Annotated in this window: 15 protein-coding genes and 1 pseudogene; 8 read left to right on the forward strand and 8 right to left on the reverse strand. The window is 60.6% G+C overall.

The features are described from left to right. Positions 1 to 114: 114 nt before the first annotated feature. Positions 115 to 243, reverse strand: coding sequence for a hypothetical protein (locus VLM75_11475; protein HSV97537.1), 129 nt, complete (start codon positions 241 to 243; stop codon positions 115 to 117). Here VLM75_11475 and VLM75_11480 point away from each other — a divergent pair. Together VLM75_11480 and pyrE are read left to right on the forward strand one after the other, a co-directional pair. Next, on the forward strand, positions 193 to 1419 hold the full coding sequence (locus tag VLM75_11480; GenBank protein ID HSV97538.1) for a replication-associated recombination protein A: 1227 nt from the start codon (positions 193 to 195) through the stop codon (positions 1417 to 1419). The two genes, VLM75_11475 and VLM75_11480, sit on opposite strands and share 51 nt — an antisense overlap. Positions 1420 to 1610: 191 nt before the next feature. Next, positions 1611 to 2177: an orotate phosphoribosyltransferase gene (gene pyrE / locus VLM75_11485; GenBank protein HSV97539.1), complete on the forward strand. Its 567-nt coding sequence runs from the start codon at positions 1611 to 1613 to the stop codon at positions 2175 to 2177. Positions 2178 to 2246: 69 nt separating this feature from the next. Here pyrE and VLM75_11490 read toward each other — a convergent pair whose 3' ends face one another. The 3 genes from VLM75_11490 to VLM75_11500 form a co-directional block, all read right to left on the reverse strand. Then, positions 2247 to 2774, reverse strand: a complete 528-nt coding sequence (locus VLM75_11490) for an outer membrane beta-barrel protein (protein HSV97540.1) — start codon at positions 2772 to 2774, stop codon at positions 2247 to 2249. A gap of 241 nt (positions 2775 to 3015) precedes the next feature. Continuing rightward, positions 3016 to 3387, reverse strand: coding sequence for a tetratricopeptide repeat protein (locus tag VLM75_11495; protein ID HSV97541.1), 372 nt, complete (start codon positions 3385 to 3387; stop codon positions 3016 to 3018). After that, positions 3384 to 3968 (reverse strand): hypothetical protein, encoded by a 585-nt coding sequence (locus VLM75_11500; GenBank protein ID HSV97542.1) that lies wholly within the window; start codon positions 3966 to 3968, stop codon positions 3384 to 3386. Before VLM75_11500 ends, VLM75_11495 begins: the two co-directional genes overlap by 4 nt. Before the next feature lie 433 nt (positions 3969 to 4401). Between VLM75_11500 and VLM75_11505 the strand changes: the two genes are divergently transcribed. Beyond that, a complete protein-coding gene (locus tag VLM75_11505; GenBank protein ID HSV97543.1) occupies positions 4402 to 7170 on the forward strand; it encodes an AAA family ATPase in 2769 nt (922 codons plus the stop codon). 163 nt (positions 7171 to 7333) lie between these two features. Here the strand turns inward: VLM75_11505 and VLM75_11510 are convergent, their stop codons facing one another. Next, complete coding sequence (locus VLM75_11510; protein HSV97544.1) at positions 7334 to 7759, reverse strand: hypothetical protein; 426 nt, start codon at positions 7757 to 7759, stop codon at positions 7334 to 7336. A 613-nt stretch (positions 7760 to 8372) separates the two neighbouring features. Here VLM75_11510 and VLM75_11515 point away from each other — a divergent pair. From VLM75_11515 to VLM75_11535, 5 genes and pseudogenes are all read left to right on the forward strand, one after another. Next, complete coding sequence (locus VLM75_11515) at positions 8373 to 9335, forward strand: WYL domain-containing protein (protein HSV97545.1); 963 nt, start codon at positions 8373 to 8375, stop codon at positions 9333 to 9335. 229 nt (positions 9336 to 9564) lie between these two features. Further along, positions 9565 to 9750: pseudogene (locus tag VLM75_11520) on the forward strand (superoxide dismutase [Fe]). Positions 9751 to 9819: 69 nt separating this feature from the next. Beyond that, positions 9820 to 18519 carry a glucoamylase family protein gene (locus VLM75_11525; protein ID HSV97546.1) on the forward strand — a complete coding sequence of 2900 codons (8700 nt, stop codon included), beginning with the start codon at positions 9820 to 9822 and terminating at the stop codon, positions 18517 to 18519. Positions 18520 to 18856: 337 nt separating this feature from the next. Next, positions 18857 to 19342, forward strand: coding sequence for a DUF1499 domain-containing protein (locus tag VLM75_11530; protein ID HSV97547.1), 486 nt, complete (start codon positions 18857 to 18859; stop codon positions 19340 to 19342). Next, the gene (locus VLM75_11535) at positions 19339 to 19965 is read left to right on the forward strand and encodes a cyclase family protein (GenBank protein ID HSV97548.1); all 627 of its coding nucleotides are present in this window, start codon (positions 19339 to 19341) and stop codon (positions 19963 to 19965) included. Before VLM75_11530 ends, VLM75_11535 begins: the two co-directional genes overlap by 4 nt. A gap of 45 nt (positions 19966 to 20010) precedes the next feature. Here the strand turns inward: VLM75_11535 and VLM75_11540 are convergent, their stop codons facing one another. The 3 genes from VLM75_11540 to VLM75_11550 form a co-directional block, all read right to left on the reverse strand. Beyond that, entirely contained in the window at positions 20011 to 20685 is a 675-nt protein-coding gene (locus VLM75_11540; protein ID HSV97549.1) for a hypothetical protein, read from the reverse strand. Between the two features lie 83 nt (positions 20686 to 20768). Next, a complete protein-coding gene (locus VLM75_11545; protein ID HSV97550.1) occupies positions 20769 to 22346 on the reverse strand; it encodes a methyl-accepting chemotaxis protein in 1578 nt (525 codons plus the stop codon). A gap of 52 nt (positions 22347 to 22398) precedes the next feature. After that, positions 22399 to 23631 (reverse strand): MFS transporter, encoded by a 1233-nt coding sequence (locus VLM75_11550; GenBank protein HSV97551.1) that lies wholly within the window; start codon positions 23629 to 23631, stop codon positions 22399 to 22401. Between the last annotated feature and the right edge of the window lie 172 nt (positions 23632 to 23803).

Consider the following 23803-nt stretch of genomic DNA (forward strand, 5'->3'; position numbering starts at 1 on the left):
CTGCACTACCAAGAAAAGATCCGGTTATGCCGGATTTTTTTATTTATAGCTGATATAAATAGAGTTGTTCTGTTATCAGAAGATGAGCCGGTTCCCCGCGTTTCACTCCGGCATTCACATCATAATCAATAACAAATGAAAGCAGAGCGCGACATCCGACCACTTGCAGAGCGCCGCCGCCCGCAGACGCTGATGGCCTTTGTCGGCCAGGAACATCTCCTGGGCCCTGGAAGAATGCTCCATTCGGTCATCGGGAGGAAAACCGTGTTCTCGATGATCCTGTGGGGCGAGCCGGGTTGCGGTAAAACAACGCTCGCCCGTCTTATCGCCGATCATTGCGGCATGGAGGCCCATTTCTTAAGCGCCGTCTCATCCGGGGTGCCCGAGGTGCGCAAGGTGATCGAGCGCGGGAAGGAGAACCGGAAAAACGGCGTACAGACGCTCCTCTTTCTCGACGAGATCCATCGTTTTAACAAGGCCCAGCAGGACGCGGTCCTGGGCGCGGTCGAATCGGGTGACATCGTGCTCATCGGCGCGACGACCGAAAACCCGTCCTTCCAGGTGATCGCGCCGCTCCTTTCCCGAAGCAGGGTGGTGAGGTTGCATCCGCTTACTGAAAAGGACCTCATGGTCATTCTCGGAGCGGCGCTCGAAAACGACCGGATGCTGCTGGATTCGGGTGTACGAATCGACGCCGCCGGGAAAGCGAAGCTGGTCGCCCTGGCGCAGGGGGACGCGCGCCGCATGCTCAACGTGCTGGAGCAGGCTTCACTTCTGGCAACGGACGGAACCATCACCGCTGAGGTGATCGCCGAGGCGCTGCGAGGAGTTGTGGTGTATTATGACCGCGCCGGCGACCGTCATTACGACACCATCTCGGCCTTTATCAAGTCCATGCGGGGTTCGGACCCCGACGCGGCGGTCTACTACCTTGCCCGGATGCTGGTTGCCGGCGAGGATCCCGTGTTCATCGCCCGCCGCATGGTGATTTTCGCCTCCGAGGACGTGGGCAACGCCTCCCCGCAGGCGCTGCCGATAGCGGTCGCCGCAATGACCGCCGCGCAGAACATCGGCCCTCCCGAGGCGGAGATCGTTCTCGCCCAGTGCGCGACCTTCCTGGCGTCCTCGCCCAAGAGCAACGCCTCGTACATGGCGCTTCGAAAAGCGAAGGAGCGCGCCGGCGATTTCTCGATCGAGATACCAATGCACCTGCGCAATGCGCCGACGAAGCTGATGAGCGAAATGGGATACGGCAGGGGATATCGCTATCCGCACGATTCCGAGGGACACTTCGTAAATGAGCACTACCTCCCCGAAAAGCTCGCCGGTGAGACCTACTACCGGCCATCGAATGAAGGGAGTGAAAAAGCCATTGCCGAGCGCCTGGCGCGCCTCTGGCCGGAACGGTTCGGAAAATAGCATGAAACGGGGCCAAATGGGGCCAGAGCGGAGTATCAACCCTCCTGTCGGTTCCGTGGCGGGGTCAGAGCCCTTTGCGGTAATGCGCCTTGCGAAATACCGGGAGCCCTGTTGCACCTGGTCCCGTCGACAGCCGTGTACGAGGCGCCGCAGACGCATACCATTACCTGAAAATTAAAAGGAGAACCGCAATGCATCACACCGAACGCGACAGGTTGTTTGAAATCCTTTATACAAAGTCGTTTATCTACCGCGACAACCCGCCGTTTACGCTGGTGTCCGGGCGCCAGAGCCCGTATTACTTCGACTGCAAGGCGGCCACGCTCGATCCCGAGGGGCTCTCGCTGGTGGGCGCGCTGATGTTTCAGGCCATACGGAACCTGAAGCCCGATGCCGCCGGCGGACTCACCCTTGGCGCCGACCCGATCGCGCTGTCCACCAGTCTCGAGGCCTACCGCCAGGGCGTGGAGCTGAAACCGATCATAGTGCGAAAGGAGCCCAAGAAGCACGGCACGGCCAAGTGGATCGAGGGCATCCTCGACGGCGTTAAGCGGGTGGTGGCGATCGACGATGTCATCACGACGGGCGGCTCCACCATTACGGCGATCGAGCGCTTGCGCGAGGCGGGCCTGGAGGTGATCGCCGCGGCGGTTGTCATCGACCGCGAGGAGGGCGGCCGCGAGGCGATCGAGGCGACGGGGGTGAGCGTCATATCGCTATTCAAACGCGAGGACTTCGACCGGCGCCGGTTGGGTTGATTGTAACATCAACAAAACAAAAAAGCGCGGAATAGTTCCGCGCTTTTTTGTTGGCCGTAAATATACGTCTTAGAAGCTGTACTGAACGGCGACGCCCAGTTTGGCCATGTTCGTGCCGCGATCGGCGATATCGTGCACCACATAGCGCGCCTCGAGCATCAACGCAAGCGGTCCCGACAGGTCGAACTGTATACCGACGAAACCCTCTAATCCGGCATCGGAGTCTTCATCTGACCTGTTATCGTCATCATCATAAATATTGAGCGCGGGGCCGAAACCGAGGTACGGCTGAATGGCCGCCTTGCCGAGGAAATACCAGTACCAGTCGAGGTGAATGCCCCATACGTCGAAATCGCCACCCAGATCCGATTTCATGGAAATGTAGTCAAGACCCGGTTTGAAGCGCAGGCTGTCGAAAAGGAACGTACCCATGTCGAAGAAAACACCGAAAAAGGGCTGATCGTCGTATTCGGCGTCTTCATAGTCGTCCTGCATGATCGCGTATCCGCCCTTGACGATGATTCCGCGCGCGAACGAGTCGCTCGCCACCGCGAAGAGCAGTCCAAGCACGGCAAGAAACACTAAGAGTTTCTTCATTGAACCTGTCCTCCAGATATATAATCGTACTGCCTGTTGAATGCGCTTTGTTTATGTCGCAGGACGCTTAATCCGCGGCTCTTTTTATACAGCCCGTTTCGCCCTGTCAGATGACTGACTGAACGATACTCCGGTCCTCTCATGGTTCGGATGACGACAATAAGGATAATCATAAAAACGAATATCGTCAATCAAAAAACGAACGCGGGTGATGTATACGCCCGATAACGCCCGCGGCGTCTCAGCCGATGACCCCGGCCGCCCGCCGATACAGCTCCTCGTCCGGAGCGGACTCGCGCGCAATCCGTATGTGCCTGCGCGCGAGCTGCCTGTTGTTCATTTTAAAAGCGCACCTGGCTATGAGGTAGTGCAGCCGGTGAAATGACGGGTCTTCCCTCAACGCGCGCTTGAGCGCGCCGACGGCGTCGGAGAAACGCCCGCGTCGGGCGTGGATATCGGCCAGGGTGATGTAGGCGTAGACGAAGTGCGGGTTGAGCGCGATCGCCTTTTTCAGATACGTCTCGGCCTTGTCCGCATCGCCCCGGGCGATCCACTCCATCGCCATCTCGTACGAGTCCTCGGATTCGAGATAGTCGTACTCGTGCTCTTTCACGGCGCGTCTCCGGAGGCCGGCGCCGAAACGATCGCCTGCGCCGCGTTCGAGGCGATGGAGATCGAGAAGCTGAAATCGCGCGCCTCGAACGCGGTAATGCGGATCCGGTATAGTCCGGGCGTGAGTTTCCCGAGGGGGGCGTCCTTCACCGTACAGATCACGGTTTCGCGCTCGCTCTTCCAGTTGATATCATAGTTGCGCCCAATCTCCACATAAATGGTATTGCCGGCGCGGAGAGTGAAGGCCGATACGTCGAGCGCCTTCTCAACGACGAAGCAAACGCGCACCGAAGGATCAATATAGGCGCTTTGAATCGCCGTGTTTTTCGCGCTGACCGTAATTCGAATGCATTCCTCGGGTTTTTCGAGCGTAAAAAAGGCCTCATATGTGGGATGGTTATCGATCCTGTCTTTCGCAAGGAACTCCTTCGACGAGCTTCCCCTGTAGTAATTTTTAAAGGCGTACTCCCCGACCTGCGTCCTGGTCGTTGTCCCGCATGCCGACAACAAAAGGAACATGCCCAAAGCGGCGGCCATCGGGCTTCTCGGCGTATGCCAACCGGCGTCCTCTTGTAGTGCCATTAAACAGACTCCCCGCGCAACGTTACCCTTCACCGGGGCGGGCGCGTACGTACGCGCTTCCGCGTCCGAAACCGGTCCCCTCCCGGACACAAACAGTATGCAGAATTTATTACAAGCTGTCAAGCGGGTGACGGGTCATTTATTCAATCCGGTAATGGGCCTAACCAACTCATCCCCCCGTCCTCCCTCTCCTCGGAGAAGAAAAGTGAGAGTCAACGGCGGGTATCTTCCGGTTACATTTCGGCACGATTTATGCGTCCTGAAAAATTATACCGGGCCGAAAAATCTTCTTGCCTTATCGGCCATTTCTCCTCTGTAATACCATCCTGTTAAAAAGAGCGGTATCTTTGGCTTTCCGCACCCCGGCCTGCGCCCTGCACTGGCGTTGTGGGGCGTTCCGAAATAAAAAACGACACGACTACTGGCATATTACATGTTTCTTAAATCGATGGAAATATTCGGGTTCAAGTCTTTTGCTGAAAAGACCCCGATCGTCTTTGAGCCGGGAATCACGGTAATAGTGGGTCCCAACGGCTGCGGCAAGTCAAATGTGGTTGACTCCATAAAGTGGGTGCTGGGCGAGAAGCAGGCCAGGAACATCCGCGGCGAGAGGATGGAAGACATCATCTTCACCGGCACCGAATCACGAAAGCCGGTGTCGCTCGCGGAGGTGTCCATAACCATCGACAACACCAACCGCGTCCTCTCGCTCGACTCGGACGCGGTTACGGTGACCAGGCGCGTATTCCGCGACGGCGAATCCGAGTACCTCATCAACAAGTCTCCCGTGCGTCTTAAAGATATCGAGCAGCTCTTCATGGACACCGGCATCGGCAAATCGTCGTATTCGGTGATGGAGCAGGGCAAGATCGACATGATCCTCTCCAGCCGGGCCGAGGACCGCCGCTACATCTTCGAGGAGGCGGCCGGCATCTCCAGGTTCAAGTACCAGAAGAAGGAGTCGCTGCGCAGGCTCGAGGATACCGGCGCCAACCTGGAACGAATCAACGACATCATCCGCGAGATCGAGCGCGAGAAGGACCACAAGGCCAGGCAGGCCGAACGCACGAAGATATATCTCGGCCTCATGGCCGAACTCAAGGAGCATGACGTTCGGCAGAGCCTGCTGCGCTTCGGCGAATTCTCACGGCGCCGCGCGAAGGTCGACGCCGAGATAGAGAAGCTCACGCGCGAGCGCGAGGAGATCTCCTCGCGCGTCTCGGCCATCTCGGCCGAGAACGAAAAGGACGAAAAGTACAAGAACGACATACAGATACACCTCTTCGAGCTGGACAAAAAACTCCACACCTATAAACTCAAAGTCGAGGACATCGACTCGCGCACCGAGAAGAACCGCAGGCTCATCGAAGATCAGCACGAGCGGCGCGGCGCGGTCGAGAAAAACATAAAGGAGCGCACCGCCTCGCTCGAGCGCCTGCAGCAGGAAACGCTCAAGAACCAGGAAGACGGCGTGCGCATTAAGGGCAAGATAGAGGAGGACCGCGAAAGGTTGCAGGGCCTTTTCGATTCGCGGAAGCGGAAGATCGACTCGATCCACGCCTCGCGCGACAAAATCGAGGACAACCGCCGGCGAATCAAGTCAAACGACGAGAAGCTCAAGGGGCTGCGCGCGAGCCTCGAGGTGGTCATAAAGAAGCTCGTGGACGCCATCGAGAAGCGCAAGGCCGAGCTCGCGGGCTCGGAGGAGGAGCGCCTTAAAGTCCGCGCGCGGATCGACGAGAAGCTTTCCGGGCTCGAAGACTCGCTTCGCAGGGCTCTCGCGGCGCTGCGCCTGGGCGAGGCCGGCGACGCGGAGAAGGCCATCGCAGGTATCGACGTGGCGGCCCTGCGCGGAGACATCGCGACCTTCGAGGGCTTCGAGGACGGCTTTCGCTCCATCCTCTTCGACAAAACGGGCATCCACGCCGAGAAGGAGGGACTCGACCGCCGCATCCGCGAGATGATGGACGACAGCGAATCCGCCAACAACGACATCGCCGCGCTCGAGGAGCACATCAAAAACGAGCAGGCCGGGCTTGAAGACATTAACGCGATGATCGTGCGCATTGAGAAAGACCTCTCGAAGAACGAGAACGAGCGCGCGTGGATCGAGAAAAATTTACAGTCGCTCGCGCACCAGATGAAGGACATCGAACGGCAGATTGAAAACTATCGCGAGGACCAGGAGCGCTCGTCGAAGATCATCGAGAACCTCCAGAAAGAGATAAAGGAGTGGGAGGAGCGTCTCATCGAGTTCAACGACCGCAGCGAGGCGCTTAAAAAGACCATAGCCGAGTTTGCGGCCAAGCGCGACGAGGTCGAGAAGCGCGTCGCCGGCCGCCGCGACGTCTCGAAGAAGGACGCGGAGAGCCTGAAAAAGGCGGCGGAGCGCATCGGCGAGCAGGAGAAGGTGCAGGTCGAGATGGTCTTCAAGATCAACGGTATCGAGGAGCATCTCTGGACCGAATACGAAAAGCGCATTTCCGACCTTAAGGGCGTGCGGGTCGAGGAATCGCAGTTACCCGATATCCAGCGCGGCATACAGGAATTAAAGAAAAAGATACAGGACCTTGGCCCCATCAACAACCTCGCCATCGAGGAGTTCCGGGACTTGAAGAAGCGCTTCGAGTATTATATTGGCCAGAAAAAGGACATCGAGAAGGCGCGCGAGGACATCCTCTCGGTGATTCAGGACATAAACCGCACCTCGGTGGAGCTTTTCATCTCGACCTTTGCCGACATCCAGAGGAACTTTTCGGAGATATTCAAACAGCTTTTCGACGGCGGCGACGCGAGCCTCGAGCTCACCGACACGGAGAACGTGCTCGAGAGCGGTATCGAGATCTTCGTGAGGCCCCCCGGCAAAAAGCTCAAGAACATCAACCTGCTGTCGGGCGGGGAGCGTGCGCTCACGGCGATAGCGCTTCTTTTCGCCACCTACATGGTCAAGCCCTCGCCCTTCTGCTTCCTCGACGAGATCGACGCGCCGCTGGACGAGGAGAATATCGGACGCTTCGTCCGAATGCTGCAGCAGTTCGCCAGGGGTACGCAGTTCATGATCGTCACCCACAACAAGAAGACCATGAGCATCGGCGAGTCGATCTACGGCATCACCATGGAAGAGCCCGGCGTTTCGAAGCTCGTGTCGCTCAAGATGGAAAAGGTCGAGAAGAAGCCGGCGGAGCCGCAGGCGCAGGCCTGAAGAGCTTGATCGCGGCGACGCGGCGATCGCAACATTGCCGGTACCGGGAAACGATCCATCATATCACCATGCCGCAGACACGCGCCGCCGGGAAATGATGACCGATACAATGCAACAGTCATGATGAAGATCGTCGACCTCACGCACCCTGCCGAACCATCCCTCACTCATCAAACCCCTCCAATAACTCATCAATCCGCTCCTTAAGCCCCATAAGCGCCGAAATGGTCTTGTCCCCGCTGTCCTTCAGCATCTCGTCGTCTATATTTATTGTGGTACCGGCCGGGACCGTTTTGTCCCAATCCCTCCATGGACCCCTAACCGCCAGCATAAAGCACGCCGCCTGGAGGTCCGAACTCATCGACGCGAGCTCGCCCAGAATGCACCCCGGCGCCGCCCGGTACGATTCGCGTTCCTTCCACGACTCGCGCCTGAAATCGTCGAGCCTCGGAACGCCGCCCGCATCGTCCCCGCGGCCACCGTCCGCCTCGACCGCAGAGCCGCCCTCACCCTCGCCCGGAAAAATCTCCTCCGACCCGTCATCAAACAGCGGGCCGCACGACCGAACACCCACATTCTGTTTTTTCATATTCCCTCCAGAAAAATTGCCTGATCAATGCCACCCGCACCGTACGACACGCACGGCAAGCCCATTGAATGCAACCGGCAGGTTCCTCGCGAAAAAGCGCAATGCACCCATTACGCCCACAACCAGAAAACCAGAAAAACAACCCCGTAAACAAACCACTGCCGAACCCACATTCCCTCCGAATACGGCCTGGGCCATTCGATCAGAAACCAAAGGGCGCTCAACCACCACCCGGCATTCTCCATACCACACCTCCAGCAAACGATACGATACCCGACCGACAACCCGCCTCCCCGCCGCACTGCGACGCGTAAAACAAGCGGAAAAAGACGACGGCGCCCCGGAATATTCCGGAAGGTGACCGGGGCGCCGCAAACGGCGGTCCAATCGCACAACTGTCTGTATACGCACAATATAGGATATACAGCCCCGGCAATCTCTACCTTCGCGGTCTACCTTGAAATTTTTAAAAAAACCGACCAGCCTCGTCCCTCAGGCTCCCCTTTACCAAAGGGGAGCTGCCAGCGGCTGAGAGGATTTCGTTCATCCCGTTACAAATAGTATTGCAACCCCTCTATGTACATACTATCATTCAACAAAAAAAGGAGCCGCAATGGACCCTACCCCCATCCCCAATCCCGAAACGCGCCTCGGCGTCATCAAGCGCTGTCTGCACGTACTCGCCCTGCTGCAGAACCCGGCCGACCCGGTGCAGTGGAACGCCGGAAGCCTCGCCGACCTCCTCTCCATGGACGAGCCGCGCGACCCGATAACCGACAAGGCCGTCCGCGACTATATCCAAAAATACCTGGTAAACGAGTTCGGCATCGAGGTCACCACCGTAAAGGGCGGCCGCCACACCGGGCTGGGCATACCGCTGGACGAGGCCCTCCAGGCCCGCATGGCCGCGGTCTATTCGGGCTTCGTGACGAAGGACACGGGGCGCGATATTGTTTTACGAAAGCTCATGGCCCGCCACCCGCACGACGGCCTGTGGATGCTCGCGCGCGTATACTTCGCGGCGCTGTTAAAGAAAAAGATAGAGTTCGATTACACCCCCGCCACGGCCACCGGGCCGCGGCACTACCGCGTGCACCCGTACCACCTGGTGTTCCGCAACAACAACCTTTACCTGGTATGCCATAGTCTCTCGCATAACGTAACGGCGCTCTTTATCTTCAACCGCCTGTGCAACCTCGCCGTGCTCGACGATGAGTACCCCGAGGACGCCCCGCCGGTCGCGGAGATATTCCGCGACTCGCTGGGCTCGTTCATCGGCCGCAAGTACGCCGTGGTGCTCCGCTTCCATAAAACGCTCCTCCCGACAATGGAAGAAAACCTCTCCATCCTCGAACCCGACATCGGCCCCGACGGCGAAAACCACTACCGCGCATCCTTTACGGTCTCCGACGACCGCTTTCTCTGCAAACAGCTCTTTATGCATGGAAGAAGCGTGGAGATAGTCGAACCGCCCGACTTGCGAAAGACGATGATACGGATGCTGAAGGAGAGCATGGCGGTGTACCGCGCCATACGGAAAGGACGCACGGGGATTGCCCGTCGCGAACCGGGGTAACAGCCGGTCACCCATTCCCATGCTGTTCGATGACAATAAACCCCAAATTGACCGACTATTTTATTGCTTTCCACCCGGAGAGTGATTAAACTGATGGCAGATAAAACCACATTAAGAAATCAGCAACCCTCACTCTCTTCGTTTAAATGGTCGCCGGATTTATTGAAGCCCGGTCCACACGGAGGATTCCTTGCACTGTTCGTAAACGCATTGAAAACTGGAGGACGATATGGCTTTAACAGCACCGAAACTGCCGTTTCCGAACGATGCGCTCGAACCGCATATATCGGCAAAGACGCTCGAGATCCATTACGGAAAGCACCATAACGCCTATTTCACGAACCTCGGCAATCTCATCAGGGGAACGGAGCTTGAAAACGAGACTCTGGAAACCATCATAAAAAAAACATCCGGCGACGCGGCGAATCTGAAATAACGGCATCAGGGTGATGGTATAATGCGATAACCCCGGGGAAAAACCTTGATGAAAATAAACAGCGAAACCGTTTCCAGGCCTCTGCGGCGTCTGAGGTCCCGTCTTCTCGGCGCAGGTTTGTACGACGGCGCCGAGTCGCCCCTGCGTTCCGAGTTGTACAGCGCCCGTCAGATGGAGCGGCACGGAAAGATACTCGCCCGTTCCCACACCATCCACCCGGGGCGCACGCCCGATCAGAACCTTATCAGGCGCCTGGCCGAGAATGAGGCCGTACTGATCGATGTCTGCGTACTGCTGAGCGAGGCGGTCAGGGATAACCGCCGGATAACGCCGGCCGGGGAATGGCTGCTCGACAACTTATACCTCATCGAGGAGCACATTCACACCGGAAGAAAGCATCTGCCGAAGGGATACAGCCGCGAACTGCCCCGCCTACTCGACGGGGCTTCGGCCGGCCTTCCCCGGGTGTACGATATCGCCCTCGAGACGATATCGCACGGCGACGGCCGTGTGGACCCGGAGAACCTCGGCAGCTTCATCGCCGCCTACCAGACCGTCAGCGTTCTGAGGCTCGGGGAATTGTGGGCGATTCCGATCATGCTGCGCCTGGCGCTGATCGAGAACCTCCGCCGCGTCGCGGCGCGTATCGCCGCGGACATGATAAAGCAGAACCGCGCCGAATACTGGGCCGACCGGATGATCGAGATTGCGGAGAAGGACCCGAAAAGCCTTATCCTGGTGATCGCGGACATGGCGCGCTCGAACCCCCCGATGGTGAGCGCGTTCGTCGCGGAGCTCTCGCGCCGCCTTCAGGGCCAGAGTTCCGCCCTTGCCCTACCCCTTACCTGGATCGAACAGCGTCTTTCAGAAACGGGCCAGACCATCAAACAGCTTGTGCAGGCCGAGATACAGCAGCAGGCCGCGGACCAGGTCTCCATGAGCAACAGCATCGGAAGCCTTCGTTTTTTAGGCGCCATGGACTGGCACGAATTCGTCGAGACGATGAGCCACGTGGAGCAGACCCTGCGCGAGGACCCGAACGGGTCCTACCCTGGCATGGATTTCGCCACGCGCGACCGGTACCGGCACGTGATCGAAATGCTGTCCCGCCTCGGCGTTCTCTCCGAGCTCGACGTGGCGCGCTCGGCGATCGATCTGGCGGCTGAAGGCGCCTCGAAACACGGGAAGGAGGACCGCGCCGCGCATGTCGGCTTTTACCTTCTGGACGGCGGCCTGGGCCGGCTCGAACGCATGGCAAAGACGCGGATGTCCCCCGCCCGTGCGATTAAAAAAGTATCGCGACGGTTCGCCCTGTTCCTCTTCCTGGCCTCGATCGCGCTCTCGACGGCCTTCCTCGCATGGGGGGTGTTCGCATTGTCGCATACCGACGGACTCAATGGATGGACGCAGGCGCTCTTCGGCGTTCTGCTGGCGGTGTGCGCCGCACACCCGGCGGTTTCGCTCGTAAACTGGCTGGCCACGCTCCTGGCCCATCCCGACCTTCTTCCGCGGATGGACTTCAGCAGGGGCATCCCGCCTGAATATCGCACGCTCGTCGTTATCCCGACCATGATTACGAGCCCCGGCGCCGTCGAGGACCTGGCCGAGGCCCTCGAAGTCCGCTTCCTGGCGAACCGCGACGACAGCCTGCACTTCGCGCTGCTCACCGATTTCCGGGACGCCGAACGGGAAACCCTTCCGGAAGACGAGGCCCTGGTCGGCCTGGCCCGGGACAAAATAGCGGCGCTCAACCGGAAATACCGGGGCGAAACGAACGATACATTTTTCCTTTTTCACCGGCCGCGCCTCTGGAACCCGCGGGAACGGCTGTGGATGGGCTACGAACGGAAGCGGGGAAAGCTCGCGGACTTGAATTCGTTTCTGCGCGGCGGGCCGGCCGACCGCTTCTCGCATATCGTCGGGAACACCGGGGTTTTAACGAACGTCAGGTATGTCATCACCCTCGACACCGACACGCAGCTCCCCCGCGATTCTGCGCGGCAGTTCGCGGGGGCCATGGCCCACCCCCTCAACCGCGCCCGGTTCGATCCTTCCAGGCGGCGTATCGTCGAGGGATACGGCATCCTCCAGCCGCGTGTCGCGGCGATCCTCCCGGGCACAAACCGTTCGCGCTATGCGGAGCTGTGCGGGAGCGAGCCGGGGATCGATCCGTATACGCGCGTGGTCTCCGACGTCTACCAGGATCTGTTTAGTGAGGGGTCGTTTATCGGCAAGGGGATCTACGACATAGACGCGTTCGATCTGGCCCTCAAGGAACGCCTTCCAGAAAACCTGATCCTGAGCCACGACCTTTTGGAGGGGTGCTACGCGCGGGCCGGGCTTTTAAGCGATGTTCAACTGTACGAGGAGTATCCGTCAAGCTACGGCGCCGACGTAAACCGCCGGCGCCGCTGGATCCGGGGGGACTGGCAGATCATGCCGTGGATACTGCCGTTCGTTCCGGGACCGGATGGCGCGCCGGTGAAAAATCCGATCACCCTCCTGTCGCGATGGAAAATTTTCGACAACCTTCGCCGCAGCGTCACCGCTGTGGCCCTCACGCTCATCGCCCTTGCGGGGTGGACGCTGCTCTCCCCCGCCTGGCTCTGGACCATGGCCGTAATTGGAATCATCATGGTTCCTTCTCTGTTGATATCGATACTCGACCTGTTTAAAAAATCGAAAGACATGTTATTAAGACAGCACTTCACTGCCATGCTCGGGTCCGCCGGCTCGCGCCTGGCCCAGGGGCTCTTCGCGCTCGCGTGTCTTCCCCACGAGGCCTGGTACAGCACGGGCGCGATCGCGCTTTCCGCCTGGCGTTTGATTGTCACACGCAGGAGACTCCTCGAGTGGAACACGTCGGGCAATGCCGGCCACCGGGGCCTGGCGGGTTCGTTTCTGTCCATGGCGGTCGCGCCGATTACAGCGGTTTCGGCGGCGGCGTATCTGGCGATGTCGGACCCGGCCGTCCTTGCGGTCGCTGGGCCCGTGCTGGCCCTGTGGTTCGCCTCCCCCGCTCTTGCGTGGTGGCTCGGCCGGCCGCTGGCCCGGCCCGAGACGGGACTTTCCACCGATCAGACCCTCTTTCTCAGGAATATTTCACGAAAGACCTGGTCGTACTTCGAGCGCTTTGTCGGTCCGGATGACAACTGGCTCCCGCCCGACAACTTCCAGGAAAATCCCGTCCCTGTTGTGGCCCACCGCACCTCGCCCACCAACATGGGGATGGCGGTCCTCGCCGACCTGGGGGCCTACGACTTTGGCTACCTTACCGCGGGCCAGCTCATCGAGCGCCTGTCGAACACCTTTCATACGATGGGAACCATGGAAAAATACCGGGGGCATTTTTACAACTGGTACGACACCCGGACACTGAGGCCGCTGTATCCGCTGTACATATCCACGGTGGACAGCGGCAACCTCGCCGGGCACCTGCTGACGCTTCGCTTTGGCCTGCTTGCGCTACCCGATCATGCCTTCCCGTGGGCGGGAATGCTTGTGGGTATCGGGGACACGCTCGGGGTCCTCGAGGACGTCGCGGGAGACGCCGCACCGGCCGGACTCGCGCGGCTCCGTAAAGAAATCGAATCCGCCGCCCCCGGCGCCGCACCCCGGGCGGCCCGCGCGTTTTTCGAACAGCTTGCCGCGTATGCCGATGAAGTCGCCGCGCTCACGGACGCCGATCCCGGAAGCGAGACGGCCTGGTGGGCGAGCTCACTCGCCCGTCACTGCCGGGCCGCCCTCGACGAGCTGACGTTTCTCGCACCGTGGACATCGCTTCGCGTTCCCCCGGACACGCTCGACAGCCTCCCCGGTATCGATACAATTCCGACACTGCGCGAGCTGGCCGCGCTCGAAGCGAAACTATCACCCCGGATCGAACGCCGTTTCGGGGCCGGCGCGACGCCGGCGGAACGCGAATGGCTCACCGAATTGCAACGGGTTCTGATGGAATCGGGCGAGAAAGCCGGCAGGCGTATCGCCGCAATCGAGCGGCTCGCGCTTCAATCGAACGAACTGGCGACGATGGAATACGACTTCCTCTACGACAGGGGCCGCCACCTCCTCGCCATCGGCTACAACGTCAATGAGCGGCGGCGCGAAGAGGGCTTCTACGATCTCCTGGCCTCAGAGGCCAGGTTCGGCAGTTTCGTGGCGATCGCGCAGGGGCATATCCCCCAGGACAACTGGTTCGCCCTCGGCCGTCAGCTCACCGTCGCCGACGGCCGGCCCATCCTGATGTCGTGGAGCGGATCGATGTTCGAGTATCTCATGCCGCTTTTGACGATGCCGTTGTACGACGACACGCTCATCGACCAGACCTGCAGGGCGGCGGTGAAGCGGCAGATCGAGTACGGGAGACAGCGCGGCGTCGCATGGGGGATTTCCGAATCCGGTTACAACATGGTCGATGTCAGCCTCAACTACCAGTACCGTGCGTTCGGCGTTCCGGGACTCGGGTTCAAACGCGGACTCGCCGACGACCTGGTAATCGCCCCCTATGCCTCGATGCTTGCACTCCTGGTGGCGCCCGCCGAAGCGTGTCTGAATCTGCAGAAGCTCGCGGACGAGGGCTTTACCGGCAGGCACGGGTTTTACGAGGCGATCGACTACACTCCGTCCCGTCTCAAGTACGGGAGGCCGTATGCCGTGGTCCGGTCGTTCATGGCGCACCATGCAGGGATGAGCTTTCTTTCCCTGGCCGGTGTGCTCCTGGACCGTCCGATGCAGAAACGATTCCAGGCCGATCCGCTCTTCCAGGCGACCATGCTGCTGCTTCAAGAGAGGATACCCAGGGCCACGGCGGTGTACTCGCATACCGCCGTGCTCTCGGAGATAAAGACGAGTTCTGCCGGGCCGGAGATGCCGGTACGCATAATACCCCTGCCCGACACCCCGATCCCGGAAGTCCAGCTTCTTTCAAACGGCAATTATCACGTGATGGTTTCGAGCGCGGGGGGCGGATACAGCCGGTGGAGGGACCTCGCCGTAACGCGCTGGCGCGAAGACGGCACCCGCGACAACTGGGGGACCTTCTGTTATATCCGCGACACGGCAGGCGGCGAGTACTGGTCGAACACCTGTCAGCCCACCCTGAAAGAGCCCTCCCATTACGAGGCGGTTTTCTCCGAGGGACGCGCCGAGTTTCGCCGTCGCGACAACGACATCGATACGCTTACCCTTATCGTCGTATCGCCCGAGGACGACATCGAATTGCGCCGGATCCGGTTGACCAACATGTCCCGTAAAAAAAGGACCATCGAAATAACGAGCTACGCGGAGGTTGTACTTTCTCCCCCCGCCGCGGACTCCCTGCATCCGGCATTCGGCAATCTCTTCGTCCAGACCGAGATCGTCGGCCGGAGGCATGCGATCCTCTGCAATCGACGTCCCCGCTCCACAGGCGAAAAACCGCCGTACATGTTTCATCTTGTGACCCCACGCGGCGCCGGCACGGAGGAAGTATCCTACGAAACCGACCGCATGCGCTTCATCGGCCGTGGGAACAGCATCGCCGATCCGCAGGCGATGGACACGGGCGCAGTGCTCTCGGGAAGCGACGGTTCGGTGCTGGATCCGATCGTCTCGATACGGCATCGGATAGCCCTCGGCCCCGAAGAAAATCGTACGATCGATATCGTGACCGGCATCGGCCAGACGCGCGAAGACGCCCTCGGGCTTGTCGACAAATACCAGGACCGCCACCTCGCCGACCGCGTCTTCGACCTGGCGTGGACGCACAGCCAGGTGATGCTCCTGCACCTCAACGCCACCGAGGCCGACGCGCAGCTTTTCGGGCACCTTGCCGGCTCGATCATCTATGCCAACGCGAACCTTCGCGCCGACCCGAACATCATCATCAACAACCGTCGTGGACAGCCGGGCCTGTGGGGGTACTCGATCTCGGGCGACCTGCCGATCGTCCTGCTGCGGATCGAGGACGCGACCAACATCAACCTGGTGCGTCAGCTCGTGGGCGCGCACGCGTACTGGCGGGTTAAAGGACTTCCGGTGGACCTCGTTATATGGAACGAAGAGCACGCCGGCTACCGGCAGCTTCTCCACGACCAGATCATGGGACTCATAGCCTCCGGCGCGGAAGGCGACCTGACCGATCGCTCGGGCGGCATCTTCCTGCGGCACGCGGACCAGATATCGGCCGAGGACCGCATCCTCATCCAGACGGTCGCCCGCGCTATCATTACCGACAGACGGGGCGCGCTGGCCGACCAGATCAACCGCAAGGGCGCCGCGCGAATCCCCGTACCGCAGATCGCGCCGTCGCGGACCCACCGGGCCGAGCAGGCGGCGGGCACGACGCTCCCGCGCACCGACCTTATTTTTTATAACGGTTGCGGCGGGTTCACCCCCGACGGCCGGGAGTACATAATCACGACCGCGCCCGGCCAGCGTACGCCCGCTCCATGGGTGAACGTGCTCGCGAACCCGGACTTCGGGACCATCATCTCCGAGAGCGGCATGGGCTACACATGGGCCGGGAACGCACACGAGTTCCGCCTCACCCCATGGCACAACGATCCGGTAGGCGATTCGGGAGGGGAGGCCTTTTACCTGCGCGACGAGGAGCGCGGACACTTCTGGTCTCCCATGCCGCTGCCCGGCCGCGGGGCAACGCCCTATGCGACCCGCCACGGGTTCGGGTACAGCGTCTTCGAACACACGGAGCGGGGTATCCGATCGGAGGCATGGGTGTACGTCGGCCTGGACTCCAGCGTGAAGTTTACGGTACTGAAGGTGCATAACGAATCGGGACGGCCGCGCAGGCTCTCGGCCACGGGCTACATGGAATGGGTGCTGGGAGATCTGCGCCCGAAAACGGCCATGCACATAACCACCGAAATCGACCCGGATACCGGCGCGCTCCTCGCACGGAACCCATATAACACGGATTTCGCCGATCGGGTCGCCTTCTTCGACGTGGACGACGTTACCAGAAGCGTAAGCGGTGACCGTGCCGATTTTCTCGGACGAAACGGCACGCTCCGGAACCCGGCCGCAATGGGCAGGGTGAGGCTCTCCGGCCGGGTGGGGTCGGCGCTGGACCCCTGCGCGGCCATCCAGGTGCCGTTCGAGCTCGCCGACGGGCAGGGGCGCGAGATAACCTTCAGGCTCGGCGTGGGGCGGGATGCTGATGACGCCGAAAACCTGATACGCCGTTTCCGGGGACCGGCCGCCGCGCACGAAGCCCTGGAAGCGGTCTGGCAGTACTGGAGCCACACCCTGGGCGCGGTGCAGGTTGAAACACCGGACCAATCGTTGAACGTGCTGGCGAACGGCTGGCTCATCTACCAGACGCTCGCATGCCGAATGTGGGCGCGAAGCGGATACTACCAGTCGGGCGGCGCCTTCGGCTTCCGCGATCAGCTGCAGGACGTTATGGCGCTCATCCATACCGAACCGCGCCTTGTTCGCAGGCACCTGCTGCTCTGTGCGTCACGCCAGTTCGACGAGGGGGATGTCCAGCACTGGTGGCATCCCCCGTCGGGCAGGGGCGTTCGCACGCACTGTTCGGACGATTTCCTCTGGCTCCCGCTGGCCACGGCACGCTACGTGCTCGCCACCGGGGACACGGGAGTGCTTGATGAGCCCGTCCAGTACATCAGGGGCCGTCAGCTGAACGCGCAAGAGGAATCGTATTACGATCTCCCCGCCCGTTCCGAACATTCGGCCACCCTGTACGATCACTGTGTCCGGGCCCTTCAGAAGGGCGAAAATTACGGCGAGCACGGCCTCCCCCTCATCGGCTCGGGGGACTGGAACGACGGAATGAACACGGTGGGAGAGAATGGCAGAGGGGAAAGCGTGTGGCTGGGATTCTTCTATCATTATGTGCTCACGCGCTTCGCCGCGATCGCCGAGGCGCGCGGCGACCAGGCGTTCGCCCAGCACAGCAGGGAGGAGGCCGTCCGGCTGGGTGAAGACATCGAGCGGCACGGCTGGGACGGCGAATGGTACCGGCGCGCGTATTTCGACGATGGCACTCCCCTCGGATCGGCGGCCAGTCCCGAATGCCGGATCGATTTCATAGCGCAAAGCTGGGCTGTTCTCTCCGGGGCGGGGGACCCCGCCCGCGCGCGCATGGCGATGGAAGCGGCCGATCAACATCTCGTCCGCAGAGAGCATGGCCTGGTCCAGCTCCTCTATCCGCCGTTCGATACATCGGATTTGAACCCCGGCTACATAAAGGGATATGTTCCCGGCGTGAGGGAGAACGGGGGACAGTACACGCACGCCGCGGTATGGGCGGCCATGGCGTTCGCCGCGATGGGCGATAAAAAACGCGCCTGGGAGCTGCAGAAAATGATCAACCCGGTCAACCACGCACACTCGCCCGAGGGGAGCGCGACCTACAAGGTGGAACCGTACGTGATGGCCGCCGACGTCTACTCCCTCTCCCCGCATACGGGACGCGGGGGGTGGACATGGTACACCGGATCGGCGGGCTGGATGTACCGGCTCATCATGGAATCACTTCTTGGGCTGGGGCTCGAAAAAGACCGGCTGACGCTTTGGCCCTGCATACCGGCCGACTGGGACTCGTTTAAAATACATTACCGGTACCGGGAAACGATCTATCATATCACCATACTGCAGACACGCGGCGCCGTCCCCGGCACGAGCGTGACCGTCGACGGTGCACCACCGCCCGATATGGCGATACCGCTCGTCAACGACCACCGGGAGCATTCGGTCGAGGTGAGGATCAACATCGTTGAAGAGTGAGGGTGCGGGGCGAGGCCTTCCGCTTCGAAATCGGTTGGCACAAACTCGAAGACGACGATTCGAGTCATCGTCTTCGCTGCACATTCCAGCCCCATCCTGCCCCCGTGAAGCCCCGCGCACGACGCGCGCGAGGCGAGGATGATACAGGACGTATCTTCCGCAGCCGAACAAAAAGCCCTGGGAACAACCTTTCGCAAAACACACAGCTCCATCTCCGCAAAAAACCTAAAACCATCACGGTCGCGGCCGGGAAAATATTTTTCTGGTTAATTGTGCGCCGTAATGATACAACGGGCACGGGCTGTTATGCAGGGACGAAAGATTAACGAGGTCGATTATGCGCAAACAATCAACCGGTCGCGCGACAAGCGCGCTGACGCTCGCACTGATATTCACGGGAGGTATGATGATGGGATGCTCCGGAAAAAGGCCCGGCTCCATCGGAGTTAAGGATGGAAGGCTCGCCCCCTGCCCCTCCACCCCCAACTGCGTCTCGACCAGGAGCGAAGACCCCCGGCACGCCATCGCTCCGCTGAGGTTCTCCGGCCCGACCGCGGAGGCCAGGGTGCGCCCGCTCGGAGCGCTCGGCGGGATGAAGCGCTGCAGGATGGTTACCGTCGGAGACTCCTGCATCCATGCCGAATTCACTTCGGCGCTCTTCCGCTTCGTCGATGACGTGGAGTTCCAGATCGATGCAGAAAGCGGCCTCATCCACTTCCGCTCGGCCTCGCGCCTGGGGCATTCGGACCTCGGCGTCAACAGAAAACGCATGGAGTCCATCCGCATGGCCTTCGAGAAGAGCGCCGGATCAAAACTACCGTGAAAGTGATCGACCTCACGCACCCCATCACATCCGCCATGCCGGTATATCCCGGCACCGCGCAGCCGTCGATTGAGCGCACGAACACGCTCGAGCCTGACGGCTTTCTCGAGCACCGTCTTGGCATGCACACCCATACGGGCACGCACATGGACGCACCCGCTCACATTCTGCCGGGCGGCGCGACGCTCGATTCGTACCCGGCCGAACGCTTCATGGGGCCGGCCTTCATGATAGAAGCCTTTGACGGACCTTGCGACATCGCGACGCTTCGGGCGTACGAGGACGAAATCCGGAAGTCGGACTTTCTGATCATGCGTACCGGCTGGGGGGAGAAGTGGGGCACCGACGGGTATTTCCGCGGCTTTCCCGTGCTCGGCACCGACGCTGCGGACTGGCTGTGCGGAATGGACCTCAAGGGCTTCGGCGTGGACGCCATTTCGGTGGACCCGGTCGAAGACGCGTCACTTCCGGTGCATCACGTCCTGCTCGAAAGCGGCATCCTCATCATAGAGAACCTGGCCAATCTCGGCATGCTCGCATCGCCGCGCCTGGTGTTCGTGTGCCTGCCGCTCCGTATTTCGGGGTCCGACGGCGCGCCCGCGCGCGCCGTGGCTATTGTATGAATGGGGCCGACCGACTGAAAGCCGGCCGTATTCGTCATCGGAAGATTATTCGACGTCCGACGTCCCCGTGCTGAAGTGCCACACGGCCGACAGGGTCACTCCATAAAATTTATGCTTCGTGTCTCCGTCCGCCGCCCTGGTCTCGAAGTTCTGATAGCGGACGCCTGCAGTTATCGTCGTGGCGATGGGCGTGATATAGCAGGCCAGTCCCAGCGCGGTGTTATATCCAACCTCGACCCAGTCAGCCCAGGGGTCCCTCTGCAATCCAAAGAGATACATGACCGAGACGTTCGCGATGGCGAAGAGCGAATCGGAGAGCGGAAGGGTGAGGCCCGCACCGATGCCGGGTCCATAGGAGATCTGTTTGACGTCGAGACCCTGCTGATCGCATGTAGTGTCGTAGCGCATGTATTTGAACCCGGCGAATACCTTGAAATACCTGTTCAGTGAATAGTTCAGCGCGCTGTCGGAATCGTAGCGTCGGTAGGTATATTCGTCGGGGTTGGAATCGCTTTCCGCGTGATAGGTTCCGATAAGCAGCACGCTGGTAAGCGACCAGCGCTCGGCGAAATCCACGCCGAACACCGGGCCCAATAGGGGCTTCGGATCGGTTGAATAGCCGCCGGCCGGCGAAACATCCCACCAGGCATACCAGCTCGACAGGCCAAGGCTCACGCCCGCGTCGGCCCTCGCGGGAGCGACGATCGCCGCCGCCAGCAGGGCGAGGAGAGTAAATGTGCACCATGTTCATTTCTTCATGCGTCCTCCAGAGGCATCTCGCCGTGGGCGAGTCATCGAGCCGTTCAGACCCCAGTCGTACCGCCTTCCTTCCCTTCCCCGTACTCCTCTATCGTTCTTTTCAGTCCGTTGACCATGTCAACAAGCTGGTTCGAGTCGTAGGCCATCTTCACCGCGTAGGCGGTGCTGTTCTGAGACCGGTCGCTCATGTCGGACAGGCTCTTCACTATTTCGGCCACCGCGCTTCGCTGCTCCACCGTGGCGCCGCTTATCTCCTCGGAGCGTCCGCGCACCAAAAGCGCGCTCTCGTTCACCTGCCGGTTGGTCTCCATCTGTCGTCGTTTGAACTCTTCGAGCCCGGCGATGGTAGCGCCGACCCGGCCGATCCCCTCTATTATTTCCTTGATAACGCCCACGGCGAGAGAGGAGCCCGACAGACCGCGCGATATCTCCGCCTCGTTGTTGCGGATGAGCTCCTCGATCGACTTGATGCTCGACGCCGTGCGATCGGCGAGCTTGGAGATCTCGTCGGCGACCACGGCGAAGCCGCGGCCGGCATCGCCCGCGCGCGCCGCCTCGATGGCCGCGTTAAGCGAAAGCAGGTTGATCTTGTCTGAGATGTCATTGATGATGCCGATGATGCCCGTCATCTCGTGAGAGCTCTCGTTGATCTTGCGGATGCCATCCTCCATGGTGCGCAGGTGGTTCTCGCCGTTCTGCGCGCGGCCCGTGATCTCGCGCGTCGCCGCGAGCGACTCGGTGATGGCGCCGTCCAGTCCGTCGATGACGCCCGACAGCTCGTCCAGCGCGCCGATGAGACCGCGCAGGCTTTCAAGCTGGTCCTTCGCGTTCTTGGCGATGCGGTCGATACCGCCCGAGATCTCTCCCGCCGTGCCGGTGATGCTCGCGATCGACGAGGCCTGGTCGTGCGCCCCCTCGGAGAACTCGTCGCTCTGGCGCGACATGCTCTCCATGGCCTCTACCACCTTCCGCGAGCTCTCCATGAGGACGTGGCGTATGAACACGTTCGTCTCGGCGTTCTTCCTGGACTCGTTGTTGGCGAGCTCGACGCTCCGCTCGAAAACCTTGAGCAGGAGATACGACATGAGATAGAGAAAGCCTATGGCGAAGAGCGTGTTAATGAAGGCGATCGTGACGAGCTTGTCCGAAAACTGGTGCGGAAGTGACCGCATGATGATGAAGAGCGCGGTGTTCGTGGCGGCCATTACCGCCGAAATCACCGTGAGAAAAAAAATGTTGCTGAAGACCGCGCACATGACGATGCAGGGAAAAATGAAATAGATGTACGACGTGAGCGAAAGCTCAATCTCCATGTAAGGCTGGCGTATGAGCCCCGCCACCACGGCCACCGCGCCGAACGCGATGAAGATGTTTGCCGCGGCCATATAGCTCCCCTTTCGCAGGAACACCAGTCCGGTAGAGAGCCCTCCGAGCAGTATCGCCGTCATGGGGATGGTGACGAGGAAATCCCTCCAGCCGGCGAAGAGCATGCTGAACTGCATCGTGAAGGAAAAAAACACGAAGGCGGTGAGGAAATACAACAGCAGCCTGGCGCGGGTGCGCAGCAGGTAGTTTTCGTTCTCGTAGGCTGACAGAAAGTAATTCCGGTATCGCGCAAGCATAACGTCCTCCCGGCGGCGTCCGTCGCCCGGGTGTCCGGGCCCGGCCGCGCGCCTAATTTTTATCTCTCAGGCCGACAAGGATGATGATAAACGCGACGGCCGACATGGCGCCCCCGAACATAAAGGGCCAGGCCGTGCCCGCGTACGCGTACAGGAGCCCCGCGATGACGCTTGCGGGCAGAAGCGCCACGCCGACGATCGTGGCGAAAAGCCCCATCACCGTGCCGCGCCGCTCGGCGGGCGCGAGGTCGGCAACCAGCGCCTTCTCGACGCCTTCGGTCAGCGCGTAATAGACCCCGTAGAGCGCCCAGAACGCCCAGAGGTAGCCCTTCGTTTCACCGCCGATAAAACCGAACGCGAGGTAAATGGCCGAATAGAGCGCATAGCCCGCCAGGATGATTTTCGTGCGGCCGGCGCGGTCCGAAAGGCTGCCCAGCGGCGTGGAGAGCACGGAGGTCGTCAGGTTGAAGACCATGTACATGAGAAGCATGTCGGGAAGACCGACCCCCGCGTCCATGGTTTTGAGGAGCAAAAACTGGTTGCTCGAGTTTCCCAGCGTGAAGATGAACACCGCGAGGAAAAATATCTTCAGACGGTGGTCCATTCCCGCAAGCGAAAAGCTGACCGTCGGCCGCTCGCCGGACTGATGGTCGGCGCGCTTTTCGCGGACGAGAAAGAGCATGACCACCCCGATAAACGCGGGAACGAGCGAGATGAGGAACAACATATAGAAGGCATCCAGATCAGTGATGGTCTTTGTTACCGGATCGAGGTAGGCAAGACTCAGAAAATAGCACACGGCCACGCCGATGAGCGCGCCCGAATAGTCCATGGCGCGGTGGAAGCCGTAGGCCCTGCCCTTTATTGACGGGTCGACCGAATCGGCGATCAGCGCGTCACGCGGAGCGGTGCGCACGCCCTTTCCGACCCGGTCGGCGAAGCGGGCGAGCAGGATAAAGCTCCAGCCGAGACCCGCCGCCAGGTATAGGAGCTTGGAGAGCGCCGAGAGCGAATAGCCGGCGATTGTTAGCGGCTTCCTGCTCTGGAAGCGGTCGGATATATAGCCCGAATACACTTTAAGAAGGCTCGCCGTGGCCTCGGCGATCCCCTCGATGACGCCGAGCACCGGCCCCACCATGGTCTTCGACGACGCCATCACCGCCGACACGAAGGCCTGGATGAGCGGATAGATCATCTCCGAGGAGATGTCCGTGAAAAACGAGGTGAGGCCCATCAATGTAACGTTGCGACCGATCGGCTTCTTTCCGGTTTGTTGTTCGTTCATGTCCGGGCCCTGACAGTATCTCTTTGCGTGTCCGTTCGCGCGGGGGATACGCCGCGGCACGGGACACCCGCACCATAAAGGCGCTCCCCGGCAAAAAACAAGCAGTTTTTCACCAGTTTGATGCCGGCCCGATTCATCGCCCGGAGGGAGAAGCGGGAAGCGTCGGGCCAAA

The organism is Spirochaetota bacterium (genome assembly GCA_035477215.1).
Taxonomy (GTDB): Bacteria; Spirochaetota; UBA4802; order UBA4802; family UBA5368; genus MVZN01.

What these genes read in the sequence shown, in the direction of transcription:
- VLM75_11480 (HSV97538.1), top strand. Translation starts at nt 193, where the DNA reads ATGGCCTTTGTCGGCCAGGAACATCTCCTGGGCCCTGGAAGAATGCTC.
- VLM75_11475 (HSV97537.1), bottom strand. Translation starts at nt 243, where the DNA reads ATGGAGCATTCTTCCAGGGCCCAGGAGATGTTCCTGGCCGACAAAGGC.
- pyrE (HSV97539.1), top strand. Translation starts at nt 1,611, where the DNA reads ATGCATCACACCGAACGCGACAGGTTGTTTGAAATCCTTTATACAAAG.
- VLM75_11490 (HSV97540.1), bottom strand. Translation starts at nt 2,774, where the DNA reads ATGAAGAAACTCTTAGTGTTTCTTGCCGTGCTTGGACTGCTCTTCGCG.
- VLM75_11500 (HSV97542.1), bottom strand. Translation starts at nt 3,968, where the DNA reads ATGGCACTACAAGAGGACGCCGGTTGGCATACGCCGAGAAGCCCGATG.
- VLM75_11505 (HSV97543.1), top strand. Translation starts at nt 4,402, where the DNA reads ATGTTTCTTAAATCGATGGAAATATTCGGGTTCAAGTCTTTTGCTGAA.
- VLM75_11510 (HSV97544.1), bottom strand. Translation starts at nt 7,759, where the DNA reads ATGAAAAAACAGAATGTGGGTGTTCGGTCGTGCGGCCCGCTGTTTGAT.
- VLM75_11515 (HSV97545.1), top strand. Translation starts at nt 8,373, where the DNA reads ATGGACCCTACCCCCATCCCCAATCCCGAAACGCGCCTCGGCGTCATC.
- VLM75_11525 (HSV97546.1), top strand. Translation starts at nt 9,820, where the DNA reads ATGAAAATAAACAGCGAAACCGTTTCCAGGCCTCTGCGGCGTCTGAGG.
- VLM75_11530 (HSV97547.1), top strand. Translation starts at nt 18,857, where the DNA reads ATGCGCAAACAATCAACCGGTCGCGCGACAAGCGCGCTGACGCTCGCA.
- VLM75_11545 (HSV97550.1), bottom strand. Translation starts at nt 22,346, where the DNA reads ATGCTTGCGCGATACCGGAATTACTTTCTGTCAGCCTACGAGAACGAA.
- VLM75_11550 (HSV97551.1), bottom strand. Translation starts at nt 23,631, where the DNA reads ATGAACGAACAACAAACCGGAAAGAAGCCGATCGGTCGCAACGTTACA.